We start from the raw sequence: 16,876 nt of genomic DNA on the forward strand, positions 1-16,876 counted from the left end.
AGGCTGTTTCTCACATTCGGCGACCAAGGCCATAACAACCTCAAGGCAGTGCCAACAGAAGCGCTCAGAGGACTGCGAAACATCCTGACTGACGAGCTGCAAGATATTACGATTTTCACGGGGGAGTTCATCAAGGCAGCGATGGCTGAAAACCGCTATCGAATAGACGTAGAGGGTGCTGATAATGCCGTCATGTCGGTCTTTGCCTGCGGCGATGATTTCCAGACGGCCCACGGTACTCAAGGCGCAACGCCGCGATACCTCACAGATTTCCGAAAGCACTTCCCATCGAAAGGCTATGTCCTGAACCTACTTGGCCTCAACTTCCGCTCGCAGCAAGGCATCATTTTCTCTGCTCACTCACTCATCCTCGGTATTCCTGCGGTGAGCACTCTGGCCCCGGCAAGTGCCGCAAATGAGGACGTGAATCCGGTGGAGGTTTACGACCTGTCGCCGGCCACTTTCATGAGGCTGTTTGACATGCACTATGCCGCTGGGGAGAGCATTTTGATCCTCGCAGCAAACCCTGACGATTACCGCCAGCTCGAAGCGGTGGTCAACGTGGTAGTGGATCGTGACAAAGCAGACAACCCAGAAAGCAGGCAAGTGCGGGTTCGCGCCGCTCAGCGGTCTAAGGGGCTTGAGGCCACCGTTGTGATCATCCTGGGTGATTTTCTGGCAGCCAGCTCAACATGGGCCAAGAACCAAGTGTTTCGCGCTGCCAAGACCGTGGATACAGACGACCAGTCTCCGTTCGACGTGATCCAACAGAACGAGCTGTACCGGCTGGCACACATTTCGATCACACGCGCCCGGAAAAACTGCTACTGGTTGCTTTCGAAAGAAGGCTCTGAGGCGCCCCACCGGCTCAAAGCATCGAATCGGATTACCGGGGTGTCTGGTAGCTTCATTGACCGGCGCTGACCGCCTAGCTGCCTAGCTCATTAGTGGGATTAGTACGGTGCCTTTGCCGCCTGTGCATGAGCAGCAGCTAGCTTCCTGATTAATCTACTTTCGTGGTAGATGGGGCATTGCGGAAAACTCAGTTGTTGGCAGGGTACAAGCTTCTGATAAGGCTGCTGTTGACCTTGATACTGCGGCCTATCAGCTCTACCTCGCCAGCGTGGTGAAGCTCTCGAATCAGCCGGCAGATACGGTCGCTCGAAACCCCAATCCATGACGCCAGCTCTGAGCGGCTGACTTTGATCGTCCTGCTGCCACATGGGTTCGGTTTGCCGATACCCTTGGCGTATGTGCATAGGGCAAACCGGGTTTTGTCTAAGCTCGAACGCTGCGCGTGCTGCGACAGATGGAAATGGACGATCTGGAGTAGCAGGGACTCTTTTTCGAGCACGCGATTGTAAAGGTCGGTGCGCTCTAGAATAAGCGCGTTCCACTGGTCGCGGGTGAGTACCTTCAACTTCACGTCACGCATCACTTCGACGCCGAAGCGTTGGGTGCCGTTCAGCATGTGCGCCATACTCGGAGGTGTGAACACATGCCCTTCGCCCATGATTGATAGGAAGTAGCGCGCCCCTTCGCCGTTGGTGGCGTACAGGAGGAAGGCGCCATCTTCGATCAATATGAATTCATCACGCGCCTGATGCAGTTCCCCCGCAACATCAGCACCTCTAAGGAGTGTGACGCTTCTGCCGATGTGAGAATCGATGCCGAAGGTTGTGTGTTCGTGCATGGCCTGACATTGCTTGTAAGGGAACTCCATCGTAGCTGTAGGACGATCCTGATCAACTCAATACGATGCGGTTACTCGCTATGGCTCGGGGTAGGGCTGTAGGCGTGATCTTCACCAGCCGTTTGTTTCCAGCGAATGCTGCCGTGTATCCGCTCAGCCTTCTTATGACCAATTCCAGGGATTTCGGTCAGCTGCTCAGTGGTCGCAGTGATAAAGGCGTATACCGACCCAAAATGCTCCAGAGCTTTGGCTGCGGTAGCCGGCCCTATGCCAAAAACGCTCTCGATAGTGAACAAGGCCTGCTCTTTTCCGGGGTTGACCTTGGCTCGCTGGAAAGCCATGCCGTAGGACCTGTCCTTTTGCGCTTGCTTTGCCAAGCGGTACAGCAGGTCAGCTGTTGCGGTGGGGTTTCGGACATAAAGCACAGAAGCGCCCTGTACGCCGACCAAGAAGGCGATGGCACCGTCAATCGCTTCGCGGGATATAGCCGCCCTGGTTGAATACGCGTCGCCCTCGATCATGAAGATAGAGCGGGTGAAATTCAGGCTCATTTTTCCGGCCCGATGGAACAACCAGCCATCAATGATGCTTTCGACAAACTCAGCGGCTGTCATGTGCAGGACTACGGTTTCACCGCTGATGACATGCGTGCCTGTTTCCAAGTCGCCTATGCGGATGTGTGCGCCTAACTGGTTTAGGCGTTGGAGCACAGGACCCTGAGCCTGCGAGTCGGCCAAGATCGTGACTATCTGTTCTTCGGACATGTGTGTCTCCGGTTATTCAATCCGTCATGAATATAACGATTGGATGTGCTGCTCTACCGAAGTCTTGTCAGTTCCCATCATTCGCCTTGACGAGTTTTTCTTCATGGGCGGAGACACACGCGCAGCGCCGTTATCGTTGTCCTCAGAAATTCAACAAGCCGTGAGGAACACGAAAATGGACGAACAGAAAAAGAAAGCACTGGCATCTGCGCTGGCTCAGATCGAAAAGCAATTCGGCAAGGGTGCGGTTCAGCGCATGGGGGATGCCCCGCCAGTGAGGATTGAGGTAGTGCCAACAGGCTCCCTTGCGCTCGATGCAGCTCTGGGTATTGGCGGGCTACCGCGAGGCCGGATCGTGGAAATCTACGGTCCAGAATCCAGCGGGAAGACCACTCTGACGCTGGAGGTTATCGCCCAAGCTCAGCAGCTCGGCCATACCTGTGCATTCGTCGATGCAGAGCACGCTCTTGACCCTGACTACGCCGGCAAGCTGGGTGTAAATGTCGATGACTTGCTGGTTTCGCAGCCCGATACGGGGGAACAGGCGATGGAAATCACTGACATGCTGGTTCGTTCTAACGCAGTTGACGTGATCGTCATCGACTCCGTTGCAGCGCTTGTGCCAAAGGCGGAAATTGAGGGGGACATGGGTGCGAATCACGTTGGGCTTCAAGCGAGACTTCTCAGTCAGGCCCTGCGTAAGCTGACCGGCAACATCAGCAATTCAAACTGTCTGGTGATCTTCATCAACCAGATTCGTATGAAGATAGGCGTAATGTTCGGGTCCCCAGAAACAACCACAGGTGGCAATGCGCTCAAGTTCTACAGCACGATCCGCCTTGACATTCGTGGGACCGAAACAATTAAGGATGGTGACGTAGCCATTGGCCGGCGAGCCAAGGTCAAGGTCGTAAAAAACAAGGTGGCACCGCCGTTCCGCGTTGCAGAATTTATTAACGTATTCTCGCAGGGAATAGATTGGGCTAGCGAGCTGGTGGAGCTTGGGGTGGAGCACGGCCTTGTTGAGAAGGCGGGCGCTTGGTACAGCTATAACGGCGAAAAGATCGGGCAAGGCGTGAAGAATGCGGCAGCGTATTTCTCGCAGCACCTGGATGATGCCAAGGTGCTGGATACCAAGCTGCGTGAGAAGCTGTTCGGTGGGCTGGCCCGCCTGCCCAAGGAAAGTGAAGAAACGCCAGCAGCAGAAGTGGCGTGAATGCTCAAAGGCCCCTAACTTAGGGGCCTTTTTGCGAGTGCCGAAAATTCATGCGAGGGACGCCAATTGGAAGCCAGGATTAACGACTTCACGACACTGTTCAACATGCTCTGGTACAGGGACTTCCCAGTCGTGCTGGGCAGTATTGAGTTCGCCAAACGGGCTGACTGGACGACTCACATCGCATCTACTGTGCGGCAGGTGGCGAGCATATCCGGGCTCTTTTCTTGCTTCGAGTCTGGAGGCCGGACTGACGCCGAGTTGCAGTTCGCGGACAGGTCCGTCTGGGCGAAGCTGGAGTGGGAGTGGGACGAGCCACGGCAGGATAATGTTCGCGAGATAACGAAGCTTGCTGGTGCTGCATACGCCTGTGAGTTTTGCGTCTATATCGGCTACAGCCAGACCAAATACCTCGATGATAATTTGGCGAAGATCGTTGCTGAGTGGGCGGGCGTACCAAAGCCGTTACTGGTGATTCTGGTGACGTTCGATCTTGAAGGCGAGTGGCGATACTTCGACCGACTCCAGACCTATCGCATCGACACGATTGGTGCCGAGTTGGTACGTGACCAGCCGGCGCTACCATGGTGCGTGCCCAACAGCCGCTGGCAGTCCCTTGGAAGCCTTGAGGGGTAGGGGAGTGCGCTACTCTTAGTTCAACAATGCGAGGTCCCATGATGGGTATTCAGACATGTGAAAACTGCGGAAAATCGTTCGATGTTCAGGAAATCAGCGGTGGCCAACCTCATAAGCCAGAGCGAGAGTCAATCGATTGCCCGTACTGCGGGCATAAGACTTGGGGCCGGTCTACCGGCTATTTCCAAACATCGAAGCTGCCCAGTAGGAAGCGGAAGTCATGACCGGCAAGCGTGAAGGAGCATCGTTGCCGGCGTCTTAATTCGACTCCGTGCGACTGGGGAATACGGCAAATGACTCTCTGAGCCGGGAAGCACGCCCAACAAAAAGCCCCGCTGTCAAAAGCGGGGCTTTTTCATTTCCGGTGCGCGGCCCGTGCATTAGCAGCCCGTCACTCTATCGATGCCGGCACCTGTACGCCAAAGCTCGATGGGACCTGTTTCGCTGCTGCCTGGATGTAGGGCGCTGCGATCTGCCTAAGCTGTTGTTGCTCAGCCTCGCGCTGTTCCGCAGTTCTCGATACGGATGCGTTCAGCTTGCTCAGTGTTGCCTCAACTTTCTCAGCAGCCTTCCTGCATTGATCGGCGGCGTCATCCAGTTTGCCCATGTTGATCCAGGAGAAAATATCGAATGCAGGAGCTATGGCAAGGTCCACAAGGAGGTCGAGCAAGTCGTCTGGCTCAGCAAAGCTCTCCGCGCTGGCGCGTTTTGGCAGCGCTTCTGAAAGCGCCTGTAACGACCGTGTTGCCCTGCGAACTGAGTCCGCAGCAGATGAAGTGTTAAAGCTCGATATGACTGATACGGCCTTGTTCGAGGAAATGAGGTCGATCATTTCGGTTGTGGACGCTGAGCTGCAATCGTCAGCAGCCCTAAGCAGATGGTTGTGGGCGTCCTGGGCGAGCCCGTGCCATTTGTCGGTCTGGTTGTAGCGCTTAGTGGCCGTTGCCACGCGCTCCCGTTGGGCCAAATATCGCGCATGGTCCGCCTCACAGCCGGCAAGCGCGGTTTTGGCCGTGCTAACGACCCACTGGCCGGCGAACGTCTTCGCTTGAGCCTGCACATAGGCAAGTTCCGCTGCGGCCAGTTCCTCAGTCTTCTCGGCCTTAGACTGGAGCAGTAGATCGGCGAAACGAGCCCAGAATGAGTGCTTCCGTGCTTCCTTATCCGCTCGCACTCTCTGCTGCGCGATGCTCAAGGCAAGGGAGGCAGCACGCAGCTTTTCAGACCAAGCATGTAGTTCAGGCGACAGTTCCACGGTGTTTCCTCAAATGGCGACCATTCAAGGGTAACGGGACCAGGGATCAAACTCCCCTCAACCCAATGTCGAATCTCGATGTTGCAGGGTAAAAGCAGCTAGGGGCGTGTGCTGGTGCTGCGTGGGCGAGCGCAAGATGCGCGGATTTGATTCACTGCGCCCCGGTGTTTTGCACAGTGCTATCAACCCTCGATTCTTGGGCTGGGGTTTGGGGGCTTTTGCGTTGCCACCCCGTTTCGGCGATGACACGGCGATGGGCGTTAGAACATAGCTCTAGAACTTAATGGAGCTGCCCAGAATGCTTGATTTCAACCTGCCCATATCCGCCATCCCAGCCAACTACCGTGACTTCCTGCCAAGCCTAACTACCCCAGCGGTAGATGACTTGCTGCATCAGTATGAGCGCGGTGAGCGTGAAATGCGTCGCCTGCATACCGAGCTGATGGGGAATGAGAACCGTGCGGCACTGATGAGCTTTGCCTACGGAGCAGAGGTGTATCACGACAGCAAGGCGAAGGGGCGTTTCTGGGCAATGGACCTTATCGAAATGTTCGATCTGCCGCGTGCCATTAACGCCCGCCAGGAGCACTTTTGGTTCCAACTGTTCGACATGTGTAGCTTCACGAACATTCTGCCAACCAAGCTCTGGGAGCAGTGGAAGGAGTCATTCACGGCTTGGCGCCTAAAGGGCGGGGCAGGGATACCCAGCTTTGACCGCGCAACCGTGTACCGCTGCCTGTCCATGGTGGAAGCCCACCGGGCAAATTTCTTTTCTATGCGGGTTGAGGCTGTATGGGATGGCCTTTCACCCTCCCATAAGACGAATGTGGGGTCCGGTTTCTATGAGCGAATGATCCTTGACTGGATGTACTCGGATCACGGCACGCCAACTTCAAAGGATCGTGTTTTCTGCGATCTGATTAACCTGTGCTCGGTTGTTATGACTGGCGCCGAAGACCCATTTTTTAGCGGCTACGGCGTGCTGCGTGATGCTCGGAACGAGCATTGTGGTGAGTGGGTGGAGGCGCTAGACGGCGCACTGCAAATTCGTGCCTTCAAGAAGGGCACGCTCCATGTGGACATTCATCCCGAGGTTGCCAATCGGCTCAACATCGCGCTGGCATACATACGCCCGAATTCCCTCCCTGACGAGGCTACCCTTAAAAAGGCCCGTCGCAGTTCTGGTTTTGGCTCTACCCAGCTGGTGAAGTGCGCAATTCCTCGGCAAGTCCGCAGCTATCTGCATTACGTCATCCAGGAGCAGCGCGAGGATGGCCTGTGGATGCTTAGGCCCAACGGAGCCCCGAGCGTGAATGAGCGGTTGAGCGGGGCGGTGAAGGGCATGGTCGATGAGGTGCTGGCTCAGATTGGTGGCTTGCGCGAGGGTAATGTTCATCTGTTCGACTACCCACCCATGGAAGTTGTGAGCGTGCTTGTAAGCACTGGAGAAGTCCCTGACAAGCTGTCGCACCAGTATTTCAGCACACCGGCAGACTTGGCCCAAGAGTTCGTAGAGTGGGTGGGGGTGGACCAGCAGGCTATTTGCTACGAAACCTCGGCGGGCACAGGCGGCATTGCTAAGCACATGCCCCTACAAACCTACTGTGTTGAGGTAGACCGGCTGCGTGCGCTGGCGCTCGACAAGATGGGGTTTGAGGTTAAGCACGCGGACTTCCTGACCCTAATGCCTAATGACCTTCACGGTTTGGCAGATGCCGTACTGATGAATCCGCCATTCGCTGGCCGTGCATGGCAGGATCACTTGGAGCATGCACGTAAGTTTGTCAGGGGAGGCGGGGTGATCGGTGCGATTCTGCCCGAAGGTGCTATCACCAAACTCCCGGCCCTCGAAGGCGGCAAACTGGTCTATTCGGCGCCCATGAAGAACCGCTTCAAAGATGCCTCAATTTCGGTTGTGTTCGCGAAGTGGGTGAAGGTGTGCGCCTTCGAAGAAAATGGAATTGAGGCTGGGAAGGCGCACTATCACGCAGCCGCGTGATAGTGCGCGCCTCGGCGATGCTTTGGGGCATTCGTCTGAAAACTGGTGCCCACTCGCTGTAATCGGTTTGAGCGCTGGAAATCAGCAGTGACAAGGCTTATAGTCAGTTCACTTGTCAGAAACTATCCACGATTATTCTGACGTGATAGGAGTCAGCCATGTCAGTCGTAGAGTCTATCTCGAAGCGCATCAAGCACATGCCCAAAGGGAAGCCCTTTGCCGGCGCGGTCTTCGCGCAGGCTGGTTCCCGTGCGTCGGTAGACAAGGCGCTGTCTCGGATGGTGATCAGCGGGTCCCTGGAGCGCGTTGCTCGCGGTGTGTACATGCGCCCCAAGCAGAGTGAGTACACAGGGAAGAAGGTACGCCCCAGCCCTATTGCCGTCATGGAAGTAGTCGCAAAAGCCAGAGGGGAGACTATCCAGATTCATGGCGCGGAAGCTGTCCGCCGCCTTGGGCTCAGTACCCAGATGCAGGTTTTGCCGACTTACTACACCAGCGGATCGACGCGTGAAATAAAGATTGGTAATGCGGTGGTGCGGCTGCGTCATGCGTCTCGGCAGCGACTCCAGCAAGCCGGGACCCAGGTTGGCGTGGCCCTGACTGCGCTGCTGTATCTTAGGAAAGAAGGGCTGACTGAGCAGGCGGTAGAAAAGATCGCCAGCTCGCTCAGCGTTGAGGAATTCAACAAGCTCATGGCCTGCAAAATGCCTGAGTGGATGCGGACGGCGTTGGTCGGTTCCGCTAAGGAAATTGCGTGCCAAAGTCGTACTTCGAACTCCCCCAAGCTGGTCAGCGTGAAATCCTAGACGAGGCTTTCAGCGAGACTGGTCGTTCGCCCAGCGTCATCGAAAAGGACATTTGGCTGACGCTGGTTCTCCAGCTCCTGTTCGCCATGCCCGGCAGAAAGGCCATGGCGTTCAAGGGCGGGACCAGCCTATCGAAGGTTCATGGCGTGATAGAGCGCTTCTCCGAGGACGTGGACATTACAGTGGATTTCAGGGGGCTGGGCTGCAAGCAAAGCATTCCTGAGCTTCTAAAGCTCTCCGGTGGGCAGCGTCGCAAGGTAAGCGAAGCTCTTATCGCAGAAGTGGGGCGCTACACCCGCGATGCAGTATTGCCTTATCTGAAAGTCCAGCTTCAAAGCTACGGTTGTGCTTCGGAGTGCCAGCTGTCCGTTAGTGATGACGGCGAGTCTATCCACGTCCACTACCCAGCCATGGCAGCCGACGCCAAGGGCTATCTACGTGATCATGTGCTGGTGGAGTTCGGCGGAAGAAACATTATCGATCCGAATGCGGTCCACTCCATCCAGCCAGATATTGCCGGCATGTTCGAGGGGGTCAGCTTCCCAAAGGCAGAGCAGGTAGTGGTGCTCTCGCCGGCAAGGACTTTCTGGGAGAAGGTCACGCTGATTCACGCGCAGTGCAACAAGCCAATTGCCGAAGGCAAAGATCGAATCTCGCGCCACTGGTACGATCTATCCAGGCTGCTCAACCATGAAGTGGGTGCTGACGCCAAGAATGACCTCGGACTGCTCGATGACGTGATAGCGCTCAAGTCCGTTTTCTACAACAGCGGAACAGCACACTACGGCAGGTGTGTATCTGGCGAGCTGAACCTAATCCCCGATGGCGAGAACTTCGACCGACTGGAGAGCGACTACTACGCTATGGAGCGCTCAGGCATGCTGAACGGGCATGTCTATCCGTTGGGTAGCATCATGGACGACCTCGCCGCACTCCAAGAGCATGTGAACCAGCTGGCATTGAACAGGAAGGCAGTGGGCTAGGGTTGCGTGGTGGTGAAGCCGGCAGGGTAGCCCTCCCATCGCCGTTTCGGTTCCGCGACTGTCTCGACAATGATCTTGGTTCGGCGCTTCTCTTTCACCCGAACTGGTCCTACGGAGTGCATTTTCGGATCGCGGAACCAGAGCTGCTGGTGTCGATAGATTTCACGCATGCCAAGCGGCTTTTCACCGCTAGGAAGCTTGCCTGCCAGCAAGTTGAGGCCTTCCTGGCTGGCGCTGATCCTGCTTAGATCAATGCCGTGCAGCAGACAGTTGTTGTGCAATGCCTCCCTGATCCTGTCGCCTTCGCCGCTGGCGTGAATTCGGTCCAGAATCACATAGAATTCCTCGTTGTGTACTGATCCGTCATAGCGCCTCCCTAGGATGACCTGCACAAAGTGCCCGAATTCGTGGGCCATGGTGTGGGCAAGGACATTCAGCAAGTTGATCTGGCCGTTGAAATACTTGCGCTCATGTACCTCCCGCGAAGTTAGCCATTTGCAGATGTGGTTCGGATCGGACTTGCTCGCGACCATCTTGATGCCGTAGGTCAACGTCATGTGCGCGTTTGTTGCCACGTCGCGGGAGTGGGAGAGGTAGGTTTTCTTTCCGCTACCGACTCGAATCGTCAAGCGCGCTTTGGGGTTGTGCTTCGCAGCCCAAGCCTTCCTGGGCGTCCAGAGCAATTCTTCTGTGATCCGGCACATGGCCAGGGCAACAGTGTGGTGGTTCATCCTTCCCGGCACCCGTTGAGTAGGTCGATTTCGATAGCCGCAGGCGCGAATGCGCCGGCTGTGTTGGGCCATCGGCGATGCTGTGCTGTCAAACCCCATTCTGCGAGTTCGCGGTGCCGGCTTCACGTCAGATCAGTGCAGTTACTCTCCGAGCGAGAAGGCCGGGGGCAGGGCGATTCACTTAACGCGCCCGGCCTGCTTGTGAAGCGCCGGCTCGCCGTTATCCTATGCGGTACTCAAGGGAGGAATTAGCAGTGGCACAACTCACCCAATCTCAGCACCTCGCGCTCAAATACCTGGAGGGCAAGTGCCCGGTATTCGTCTCGCCAACCGAAGTTGGTCGCGAGGTTGGGAATCAGCTCGGGAAGGAGGGGCGTCACAGTTCTTTTGGCTCACCGCTATGCCAGAAGCTGGTGAACCTGGGTTTCGCCGTGAAAAACGATGCCGGGCACTACGCTGCGGTAACGAAATAGAGGTTCTAAATGCAGTTGCGATTACATCATGATCTTAGGCTTATTACGGTTCCGGCTGATCCATTGCTTGAAAGTGAGCGTGATGACGGTAAGCGTAACCTTGTTGTTACATTGCATGCTGTCGGAGATTCATCTTTAACTATCGCTGTTGCTGCTTCCTCATTTTCGAGGGTGCGAGCAATACGAGTAGGTAGAATGTTCTCGCTGGAGATTTCACACGAAAACTTAATTTGTGGTGATATGGTGAGTCTTGTTTCAGACGGTAATCAGGTAAACATGGTGGTAGAGTCTGTATCGCCTCTAGTCAAGCCGGTGTGAGTCCGGCTCTAGTCGAGTCAATAAACCCGAAGTTGTGAGGTAAAGCCGAACATGAGGCCATCATTGGATAATAACAAGTGGTGTGTTTGGTTCGGTCATGCTCCTGAGAGCCAGGGTCGAGACACGACCTCTGACTTTGCGTCGGAGAACTTCAAGTGCAAACGCTGCCATATTTACTACGCGGAAAACGCATGGAGTGGCCCTCAGCAGAAGCCGAAGATATTTAGTTTTCTTTACCGCGCCCTGGTCTTGTCAGCGCTTTTAGCGTTTATTTATTTTGTTGAGATTTAGAGGCTTCAATGTACGGCCATAGTCTTGTTTTTATTTTTTTTAAACAGTCAAAATTGCTACAGGAGTCCACTTTTTTGACTGTATATCGATGGGCAGTGAAGGCCCCCAGGATGAGGCGACTTTCACATCATTGATTTTGCAGTATCTTTTTCATCAGGGTTTGTCTCTTTTAATGTCAGGAGTCACATTCCTGGCAAGCACAGGCTCCACAACACCTATTAGTTTTATAATAGGCGAAATGCGAGAGCGGACATTTAGCCGTTATGATGTAGTCCAGCTAGATAACATTCGGAGAGGCTGTTCATGGTTCAAATGGTGTCGATTTTCACCGATGATGGAAGGCAATATGTTTTCCAAGGTCGGCTTGTTCAAGAGCTGACCCTCTGGGAAGGTACTTCATCATCTGTAGAGCTGTTAGTGTCTATTTTCAGGCGGGAGGCAGCTGAATCCAGGGCTGAAACTAAGTCCCGATTCGTTGCTCGCGTAATTGCTAAGAATCTTGGGCATCCGCAGTCAGGCGTTTGTCATTCTGCTAGTCGAGCTTCATTGGCTCCGCGTGAGTGCCAGTTGGCTCTCGAAGGCGCAACTTTTGAAAAGGTTCTTAACTCGCTCTTTAAGAAATACCCAAAAGCTGAGCCTGTTTGGGAAAGAGCCTGATGATGCTTCGCTGTGCGAGTTATGGCATGCGAAACCGCATGCCATAACCATTCAAGCCGGAAGCAGATCACCATTCTGTCTTTCAACGCTGCGCTGGTCTTTGATCAGGGCTTTGGCTACCGGCTTCGGAATTGGCGTACCCGAAAGGCAGTCCTCGAAAAGGTTGCACAACTGTTCGGCGAAGTCTGCGGTGTACTTGTGACCGTGCTTGCTGGTTGCGGTCAGCTGCGCAGCCGTCACCGCTTCTGAAACGCCAGCTTTACGCATGGCATACGCTCGTTGGCCTGTGTGTCCGAACCGGCCAGTTGGGCCGGATACTTTTTCCAGCAGATCGTCGATCTTGCTGGAGGCTTCATCAATCACCGAACTCATGGTGATACCTCCATAACAACAGGCGTGGAATTACGCCTGCTTGCTCGATTATGGCCGGCATTCTCTCAAGCGCAACCTGACCTGCTGGTGTTGATAGGAAGTGCAGCGGGTGCGAAGGCGCTGCCCTCCCTGGCCCGCATATCCTCTCCAGAGTTGCCCAACCGGAGAGATTCATGCTGCGCCCAGAACTCACGCCCGATGATCGGATTTGGCTTGCAGAGCAAGCGGAAGCGCTTCGCCTCAGCTGCGATTTCATGCTCAATGACCTGTTCCACCAGGACTCACCGGAACTTATAGGTCGAGCCGGGATTGTCCCCATCTGGCTTGATGGGCGGTACGTACCTGCCAGCAGCGTGTTGAAGCAGATCGAGCAATCCGTCCCCTACAGCCAAATCTTCGAGCAATGGGAAGCACGGGTTTATGAGGATGTAGAGCGGACGTGCCGTCGCCTTTCCGCCCAGGATGCAAGAGCCCTCATCGTCACTGCCGGCTTCCATAAAGTGACCGAGGCCGAGATATACGACGCGGCTGGTGAGGCTGTGCAGGAAGCCTGGAACGCCCTTTATGGTGAGCCCGACGAATCGTTCGCCGATGAGGACGAATAGACTCATGGAAGCCATAAGCATATTTCGAGGGAACGGGGCCGGCGTAGCAAGAGAATGGCTACTGAAAAGGACTTGGGCGCTGTTCCTGTTGGCACTGCTGTGGAGTGCATACCTGCTGTTGGTTGGGGCTCTGCCGCACCTTGTATCGGGCACGTCTTTGAAGTCACTGACGTTCGAGTACAGGGACTACTTGTTGCGAGCTTTCGTGGTCTTTGCAGTGGCGCACCTGTTCGTTCGTAAGATCAACTTCAAGCTCCTGCTCGCGATACCACTCATCACGCTAGCCCTCCAGCTTGGGCTCGACGTTTACGACTTCTCGGAATGGTATTCACGGACGTTCCGGGTCAACCTGCATGAGCTGAACGCTCAGCTGTTCGTGGTTCCGGTCCAGCTGATGGTGCTTGCGACGGGCATCTATTTCTGTTGCCGCAAACACCTGCGGACAACCACCAGGATATTCGCGACCACAATGCTGGCGGGCAGTATCGTATCGACGCTGGGCTTCCACCTTTCCATCGTCAATGTCACCTACAAGCCGGTCGAGCGGGTCTATGCGGATAACCTACGCAGTCTCGTAGGCCTGGATGACCCGGCTGACACTTGCCGGGCCATGGATTTTGACTGCCAGTACATACGCCTTGGCGAACTCGACTGGGCTGACGACCATCTGTTCGATCCGCAGCTCCCAATTGCCCACAACGCGATCTTCTCTGAGGCGCTGGCTACCCACGCCTGGGTTCGTCGAGGTGAAGGCTACGACCATTGGTTGGGGCTCGCGACGGCCACAGGGCAAGGTGCCGCATTAGCTGAAGCCCTACTCCCCCTGGAGTGGCTAGCCCCCTTGATGGAATCCGCTTTTGGCGGGCCTGGATGCCGTGGCCAAGGCCCTCTTTGCTTTGAGTCCGGCAGCGAAGCTTTCGATCAGCTTCACCCGTTCTCGCGCTCTATCATCGACACACTGCTTGAATCCGAAACGTTCATCCATGCGTGGCTCCACGTCTACGACTTCAATGGGGACGGATTCATCGAGCCAGCGTTCTTTGCCGCTGGGCGGCGGTCAGGTACTGAGCCTCGCTTTGTGGTGTCCCCGTTGCCGGATGGAACCATCGACAAGCTGGCCGCTTCAATCAGTGGAGAGGGATGCCACGTAGAGAGCTGCCAGACAGCCACAAGCGGCCACGACCTGAAAGCTGCGAAGCTGCCGCCGTCCTTGCTGGTGCTGCTGGAGCAATCGTTAGCGCAGACCTACGAGGTCCCATCCAGGCTCTGGGTCGATAAGGCTCTATCAAGGAATCCGGTGCTCTACATCAACAGGCCAGAGTTCCTGCGGGTCTACGCCTTCAAGGATGGCGTGATACGTGTCTTCACGTCGCCCCAAGCGTTCTCGGATACGACTCTCGACCTCAAACTGACGTTCAACCTGATCATCGGCCTGTTCTCGGTATCTTGGCTCACCCTCGGGGTGTTCCTGATCCTGTTCCACACCAGACGGCAGTTGCTTGCGGGCTAGGCGATGAGCATGAGCAACTGCACTGGGTAGAGGCGACGCTACTTGCACCAGACGTTACCTTGCTGTGAACAGTATCAGCGTGAGGAAAGATCAGGTGCAGAAGCTCAAAACCCATGGACGGAAATGGCAGGTAAGCGGCGGGTTTATGCACGGCCTTGTTGAACGGTTGAAGCGCCCACTGCTCACGGCAGCGGCCCTTGCATTAGCGGTCGCGGCGGTGCCAGCGGGTGCGGCGCCGGACAACTTCTCAGAGGCTAAGCGACTGCTACGGCAGCATGTCTACCAAGACCAGAACCTCTCTCAAGCCGGCGACTTCTACTGCGGCTGCAAATGGCGGTGGGTTGGACAGTCTGGGGGCAAGATGGACCTTGCCGGTTGTGGGTTTCAGACCAACAAGCACGTTGATCGAGCGGCCCGCCTCGAATGGGAACACGTTGTTCCAATCTCGGCAGTCGGACAGCAGCGGCAGTGTTGGCGCAATGGTGGGCGCCAGAACTGCCAGCGTACTGATCCGGTGTTCAACCTGATGGAATCAGATATGCACAATTTGGTTCCGAGTGTGGGGTCGGCCAATGCGCTTCGCTCTGCAATCCCTTACGGCATGGCCAGCGGGCCGACTGAGCCTTTGGGTTCGTGCAGCACAAAGGTGGCCACCACGTTCCGGGTTGTGGAGCCTCGTAATGAGGTCAAGGGTCAGGCGGCGCGGGTAACGTTTTACTTCGCGGATCGATACAACATCCGCCTCAGGGATAAGCAGCAGAAAGTCCTTATGGCATGGGATCGAACCTACCCAGTCTCGGCCTGGGAGCGCGAGCGTGACAGGCGTATCGCTTATGCAATGGGCCACCACAACCCGTTCGTAACTGGCGAGCGTAAGTGGGTTCCTGGGTACAAGCCGCAAGGCTTCGGCCAAGCTGCAACGTCAAGAGCTGTTCCGGCAAGGCAGCCCGATGCTCCGGCACGACAGGTCCAGGTAGCAGCTCGGCAGGACGGACCTGTTTTCGGCAACAAGCGCAGCGGGGTCTACCACCTCCCGCAGGGCTGCCCCAGTTACAGTCAGGTCAGCACCAAGAACCGCGTCCAGTTCAGTACCGAGCAGGAAGCGCTGGCTGCGGGGTTCCGCAAAGCGGGGAACTGCTCCTGATGATTGCGAGCAGTGATTGGCAGTCTCGCTGCGGGATACGCAAGATCGTTCAAGCTGACACCTACGGTTGCGGGGTGGCATGCTTGGCGATGGTGACTGGCACTACCTACGAGGCTGCGAGAGTACGCTTCAATTCGCTTGGCCTGGGTGTACGCAGAGGCTGCAAGCCGGCTTACTCGACGAGTAGCGGCGAAATGCGGATGGCGATTTCCAGCGCTGGCCTGATCACCGACTCGCGTCGCTGGCGCGGCTGGGCTGAACTCCAGGGATTGGCTGTTATTAAGGTGCGGGATGACTGGCGGGGAGCCAAGGGGCGTTGGCACTGGGCTGTTGCATTCAGGCATCCAGAATTCGACATAGCCGTTTTCGACCCTCACCAGTCAGCGCCCTCTTTCTCACGGATGCCTACTGACGTTGAGTGCTTCGACTTCCGTATTTACGAGCCGAAGGGGGAATGGTTCCAGGTCGAGCAATCAGTTCCGTTATTCGCTGGCGCTGCCGTATCTGATTGATTTTATTGCGTATTTCGCCTATTGAATTGTGAATTAGCGATTCGCCGTGGGTGACTAAGGTAAATGCAACGAGTTGGAATGAATCATCGGCTAAAGCTGGATAACGTGTGCAAGCCTAAATCTGTTGCGTAATGACTGGCTCTGCGCCCTCCTTCGTGGTTTCCCATGCTGGTGATTGGGAAATTGAGTTGGCTCAGGCACCAAGCTGTTAGTCGAGATTTGTGGCCGTTATACCTATTGCATCACCACCAATAAGGCAGCTCGAAATGATGCGCATCAAACTCCCCTTCCTCGCCCTGGTCGGCGCCATGATCCTGGCTTCTGGTTGCACCACTCACCTGAGTGAAGGCCAAAAGCGTGAGCTGGACGCCTTCGATAAAAAAGGACTCAAGGTTGAGGAAAAAAGTGTTGGTACTGCGGCTGTACTGGGAATATTCCCTATGGCGGGCTACTTTTATAGTGGCCACCCTATCCTAGCGGTAACTACCCTGCCCCTGTATCCGTTTCTCGGCCCACTTTGGATGCCATACGATTCGGCGCAAAGTGCAAAGAATCGAAACTATTACGCTACTCAAGAGTTTGTTGAGCGTGAAAAGCGCAAAGCCCTCCGGGCGATTGACCAGCAGATGGAAGACAAGAAGCTCTCCTATGAGCAACATATCCGCGAGCAGCGCATAATCGAAGCGAAATACTCGCCCTACTAATAACCCCTATGGAGCAGGCTAAAAGCCTGCTTTTTGGTGAATTGATGAAAGTAATTATCCTCGATGACTCTCGAACCGACTCGTACCTAGCAACTCAGGTTGCAAAGAACTACTTCGATGAGGTGGAGGTTTATGGGACACCCTCAGAATTCCACTCTAGTCTAAAGCGTGAGCCTCATCCTGATCTGATGCTGATGGATGTTCACA

General features: G+C 55.5%; 20 protein-coding genes. 15 read left to right on the forward strand and 5 right to left on the reverse strand.

Going from position 1 to position 16,876, the window contains the following annotated elements; genetic code table 11:
* On the forward strand, window positions 1–924 hold a 924-nt coding region (locus Q8O80_RS05135), incomplete at its 5' end, for a hypothetical protein (RefSeq protein ID WP_305577623.1).
* A gap of 118 nt (window positions 925–1,042) precedes the next feature.
* Here Q8O80_RS05135 and Q8O80_RS05140 read toward each other — a convergent pair.
* Window positions 1,043–1,693 carry a Crp/Fnr family transcriptional regulator gene (locus Q8O80_RS05140; protein WP_305577625.1) on the reverse strand — a complete coding sequence of 217 codons (651 nt, stop codon included), beginning with the start codon at window positions 1,691–1,693 and terminating at the stop codon, window positions 1,043–1,045.
* Between the two features lie 71 nt (window positions 1,694–1,764).
* Entirely contained in the window at window positions 1,765–2,457 is a 693-nt protein-coding gene (locus Q8O80_RS05145) for an ERCC4 domain-containing protein (RefSeq protein WP_305577627.1), read from the reverse strand.
* A gap of 175 nt (window positions 2,458–2,632) precedes the next feature.
* Between Q8O80_RS05145 and recA the strand changes: the two genes are divergently transcribed.
* Window positions 2,633–3,673, forward strand: a complete 1,041-nt coding sequence (recA, locus tag Q8O80_RS05150) for a recombinase RecA (protein WP_305577629.1) — start codon at window positions 2,633–2,635, stop codon at window positions 3,671–3,673.
* 66 nt (window positions 3,674–3,739) lie between these two features.
* Window positions 3,740–4,309, forward strand: a complete 570-nt coding sequence (locus Q8O80_RS05155) for a hypothetical protein (protein WP_305577631.1) — start codon at window positions 3,740–3,742, stop codon at window positions 4,307–4,309.
* 391 nt (window positions 4,310–4,700) lie between these two features.
* Here the strand turns inward: Q8O80_RS05155 and Q8O80_RS05160 are convergent, their stop codons facing one another.
* Window positions 4,701–5,564 (reverse strand): hypothetical protein, encoded by an 864-nt coding sequence (locus Q8O80_RS05160; RefSeq protein ID WP_305577633.1) that lies wholly within the window; start codon window positions 5,562–5,564, stop codon window positions 4,701–4,703.
* 298 nt (window positions 5,565–5,862) lie between these two features.
* On the opposite strand from Q8O80_RS05160, the gene Q8O80_RS05165 reads away from it, so the two are divergent.
* The 3 genes from Q8O80_RS05165 to Q8O80_RS05175 all read left to right on the forward strand — a co-directional run bounded on the left by Q8O80_RS05165 (window position 5,863) and on the right by Q8O80_RS05175 (window position 9,352).
* Entirely contained in the window at window positions 5,863–7,563 is a 1,701-nt protein-coding gene (locus tag Q8O80_RS05165; RefSeq protein WP_305577635.1) for a DUF4942 domain-containing protein, read from the forward strand.
* A 158-nt stretch (window positions 7,564–7,721) separates the two neighbouring features.
* On the forward strand, window positions 7,722–8,369 hold the full coding sequence (locus Q8O80_RS05170; protein ID WP_305577637.1) for a DUF6088 family protein: 648 nt from the start codon (window positions 7,722–7,724) through the stop codon (window positions 8,367–8,369).
* Entirely contained in the window at window positions 8,318–9,352 is a 1,035-nt protein-coding gene (locus Q8O80_RS05175) for a nucleotidyl transferase AbiEii/AbiGii toxin family protein (RefSeq protein WP_305577639.1), read from the forward strand. The genes Q8O80_RS05170 and Q8O80_RS05175 overlap by 52 nt, the downstream gene beginning before the upstream one ends.
* On the opposite strand, the gene Q8O80_RS05180 is transcribed toward Q8O80_RS05175, so the two are convergent.
* Complete coding sequence (locus Q8O80_RS05180) at window positions 9,349–10,182, reverse strand: hypothetical protein (RefSeq protein ID WP_305577641.1); 834 nt, start codon at window positions 10,180–10,182, stop codon at window positions 9,349–9,351. The genes Q8O80_RS05175 and Q8O80_RS05180 overlap by 4 nt on opposite strands.
* Before the next feature lie 155 nt (window positions 10,183–10,337).
* Here Q8O80_RS05180 and Q8O80_RS05185 point away from each other — a divergent pair, with 155 nt between their 5' ends.
* The 3 genes from Q8O80_RS05185 to Q8O80_RS05195 all read left to right on the forward strand — a co-directional run bounded on the left by Q8O80_RS05185 (window position 10,338) and on the right by Q8O80_RS05195 (window position 11,822).
* Window positions 10,338–10,556: a hypothetical protein gene (locus Q8O80_RS05185; protein WP_305577643.1), complete on the forward strand. Its 219-nt coding sequence runs from the start codon at window positions 10,338–10,340 to the stop codon at window positions 10,554–10,556.
* 9 nt (window positions 10,557–10,565) lie between these two features.
* Window positions 10,566–10,874: a hypothetical protein gene (locus Q8O80_RS05190; protein WP_305577645.1), complete on the forward strand. Its 309-nt coding sequence runs from the start codon at window positions 10,566–10,568 to the stop codon at window positions 10,872–10,874.
* Between the two features lie 594 nt (window positions 10,875–11,468).
* Entirely contained in the window at window positions 11,469–11,822 is a 354-nt protein-coding gene (locus tag Q8O80_RS05195; RefSeq protein WP_305577647.1) for a hypothetical protein, read from the forward strand.
* A gap of 51 nt (window positions 11,823–11,873) precedes the next feature.
* Here Q8O80_RS05195 and Q8O80_RS05200 read toward each other — a convergent pair whose 3' ends face one another.
* Complete coding sequence (locus tag Q8O80_RS05200) at window positions 11,874–12,194, reverse strand: hypothetical protein (RefSeq protein WP_305577649.1); 321 nt, start codon at window positions 12,192–12,194, stop codon at window positions 11,874–11,876.
* A gap of 173 nt (window positions 12,195–12,367) precedes the next feature.
* Between Q8O80_RS05200 and Q8O80_RS05205 the strand changes: the two genes are divergently transcribed.
* The 6 genes from Q8O80_RS05205 to Q8O80_RS05230 all read left to right on the forward strand — a co-directional run.
* On the forward strand, window positions 12,368–12,799 hold the full coding sequence (locus Q8O80_RS05205; protein ID WP_305577651.1) for a hypothetical protein: 432 nt from the start codon (window positions 12,368–12,370) through the stop codon (window positions 12,797–12,799).
* Between the two features lie 4 nt (window positions 12,800–12,803).
* Window positions 12,804–14,309 carry a hypothetical protein gene (locus tag Q8O80_RS05210; protein ID WP_305577653.1) on the forward strand — a complete coding sequence of 502 codons (1,506 nt, stop codon included), beginning with the start codon at window positions 12,804–12,806 and terminating at the stop codon, window positions 14,307–14,309.
* 94 nt (window positions 14,310–14,403) lie between these two features.
* Window positions 14,404–15,453, forward strand: coding sequence for an endonuclease (locus Q8O80_RS05215; protein WP_305577655.1), 1,050 nt, complete (start codon window positions 14,404–14,406; stop codon window positions 15,451–15,453).
* Window positions 15,454–15,653: 200 nt separating this feature from the next.
* Complete coding sequence (locus Q8O80_RS05220) at window positions 15,654–15,965, forward strand: hypothetical protein (RefSeq protein ID WP_305577657.1); 312 nt, start codon at window positions 15,654–15,656, stop codon at window positions 15,963–15,965.
* A 266-nt stretch (window positions 15,966–16,231) separates the two neighbouring features.
* Window positions 16,232–16,669: a hypothetical protein gene (locus Q8O80_RS05225; protein ID WP_305577659.1), complete on the forward strand. Its 438-nt coding sequence runs from the start codon at window positions 16,232–16,234 to the stop codon at window positions 16,667–16,669.
* An 8-nt stretch (window positions 16,670–16,677) separates the two neighbouring features.
* Window positions 16,678–16,876 (forward strand): hypothetical protein (locus Q8O80_RS05230; RefSeq protein ID WP_305577661.1); only part of this gene is annotated, 199 nt, incomplete at its 3' end.

The sequence above is a fragment of the Devosia sp. genome (assembly GCF_030689745.1).
In the GTDB taxonomy this organism is placed as follows: Bacteria; Pseudomonadota; Alphaproteobacteria; order Rhizobiales; family Devosiaceae; genus Devosia; species Devosia alba.

Bases quoted from the DNA above. Each gene is read 5' to 3' on its own strand.
- Q8O80_RS05140 (WP_305577625.1), bottom strand. From the start codon at position 1,693: ATGCACGAACACACAACCTTCGGCATCGATTCTCACATCGGCAGAAGC.
- Q8O80_RS05195 (WP_305577647.1), top strand. From the start codon at position 11,469: ATGGTTCAAATGGTGTCGATTTTCACCGATGATGGAAGGCAATATGTT.
- Q8O80_RS05200 (WP_305577649.1), bottom strand. From the start codon at position 12,194: ATGAGTTCGGTGATTGATGAAGCCTCCAGCAAGATCGACGATCTGCTG.
- recA (WP_305577629.1), top strand. From the start codon at position 2,633: ATGGACGAACAGAAAAAGAAAGCACTGGCATCTGCGCTGGCTCAGATC.
- Q8O80_RS05225 (WP_305577659.1), top strand. From the start codon at position 16,232: ATGATGCGCATCAAACTCCCCTTCCTCGCCCTGGTCGGCGCCATGATC.
- Q8O80_RS05145 (WP_305577627.1), bottom strand. From the start codon at position 2,457: ATGTCCGAAGAACAGATAGTCACGATCTTGGCCGACTCGCAGGCTCAG.
- Q8O80_RS05220 (WP_305577657.1), top strand. From the start codon at position 15,654: ATGGCGATTTCCAGCGCTGGCCTGATCACCGACTCGCGTCGCTGGCGC.
- Q8O80_RS05180 (WP_305577641.1), bottom strand. From the start codon at position 10,182: ATGGGGTTTGACAGCACAGCATCGCCGATGGCCCAACACAGCCGGCGC.
- Q8O80_RS05205 (WP_305577651.1), top strand. From the start codon at position 12,368: ATGCTGCGCCCAGAACTCACGCCCGATGATCGGATTTGGCTTGCAGAG.
- Q8O80_RS05170 (WP_305577637.1), top strand. From the start codon at position 7,722: ATGTCAGTCGTAGAGTCTATCTCGAAGCGCATCAAGCACATGCCCAAA.
- Q8O80_RS05210 (WP_305577653.1), top strand. From the start codon at position 12,804: ATGGAAGCCATAAGCATATTTCGAGGGAACGGGGCCGGCGTAGCAAGA.
- Q8O80_RS05165 (WP_305577635.1), top strand. From the start codon at position 5,863: ATGCTTGATTTCAACCTGCCCATATCCGCCATCCCAGCCAACTACCGT.
- Q8O80_RS05190 (WP_305577645.1), top strand. From the start codon at position 10,566: ATGCAGTTGCGATTACATCATGATCTTAGGCTTATTACGGTTCCGGCT.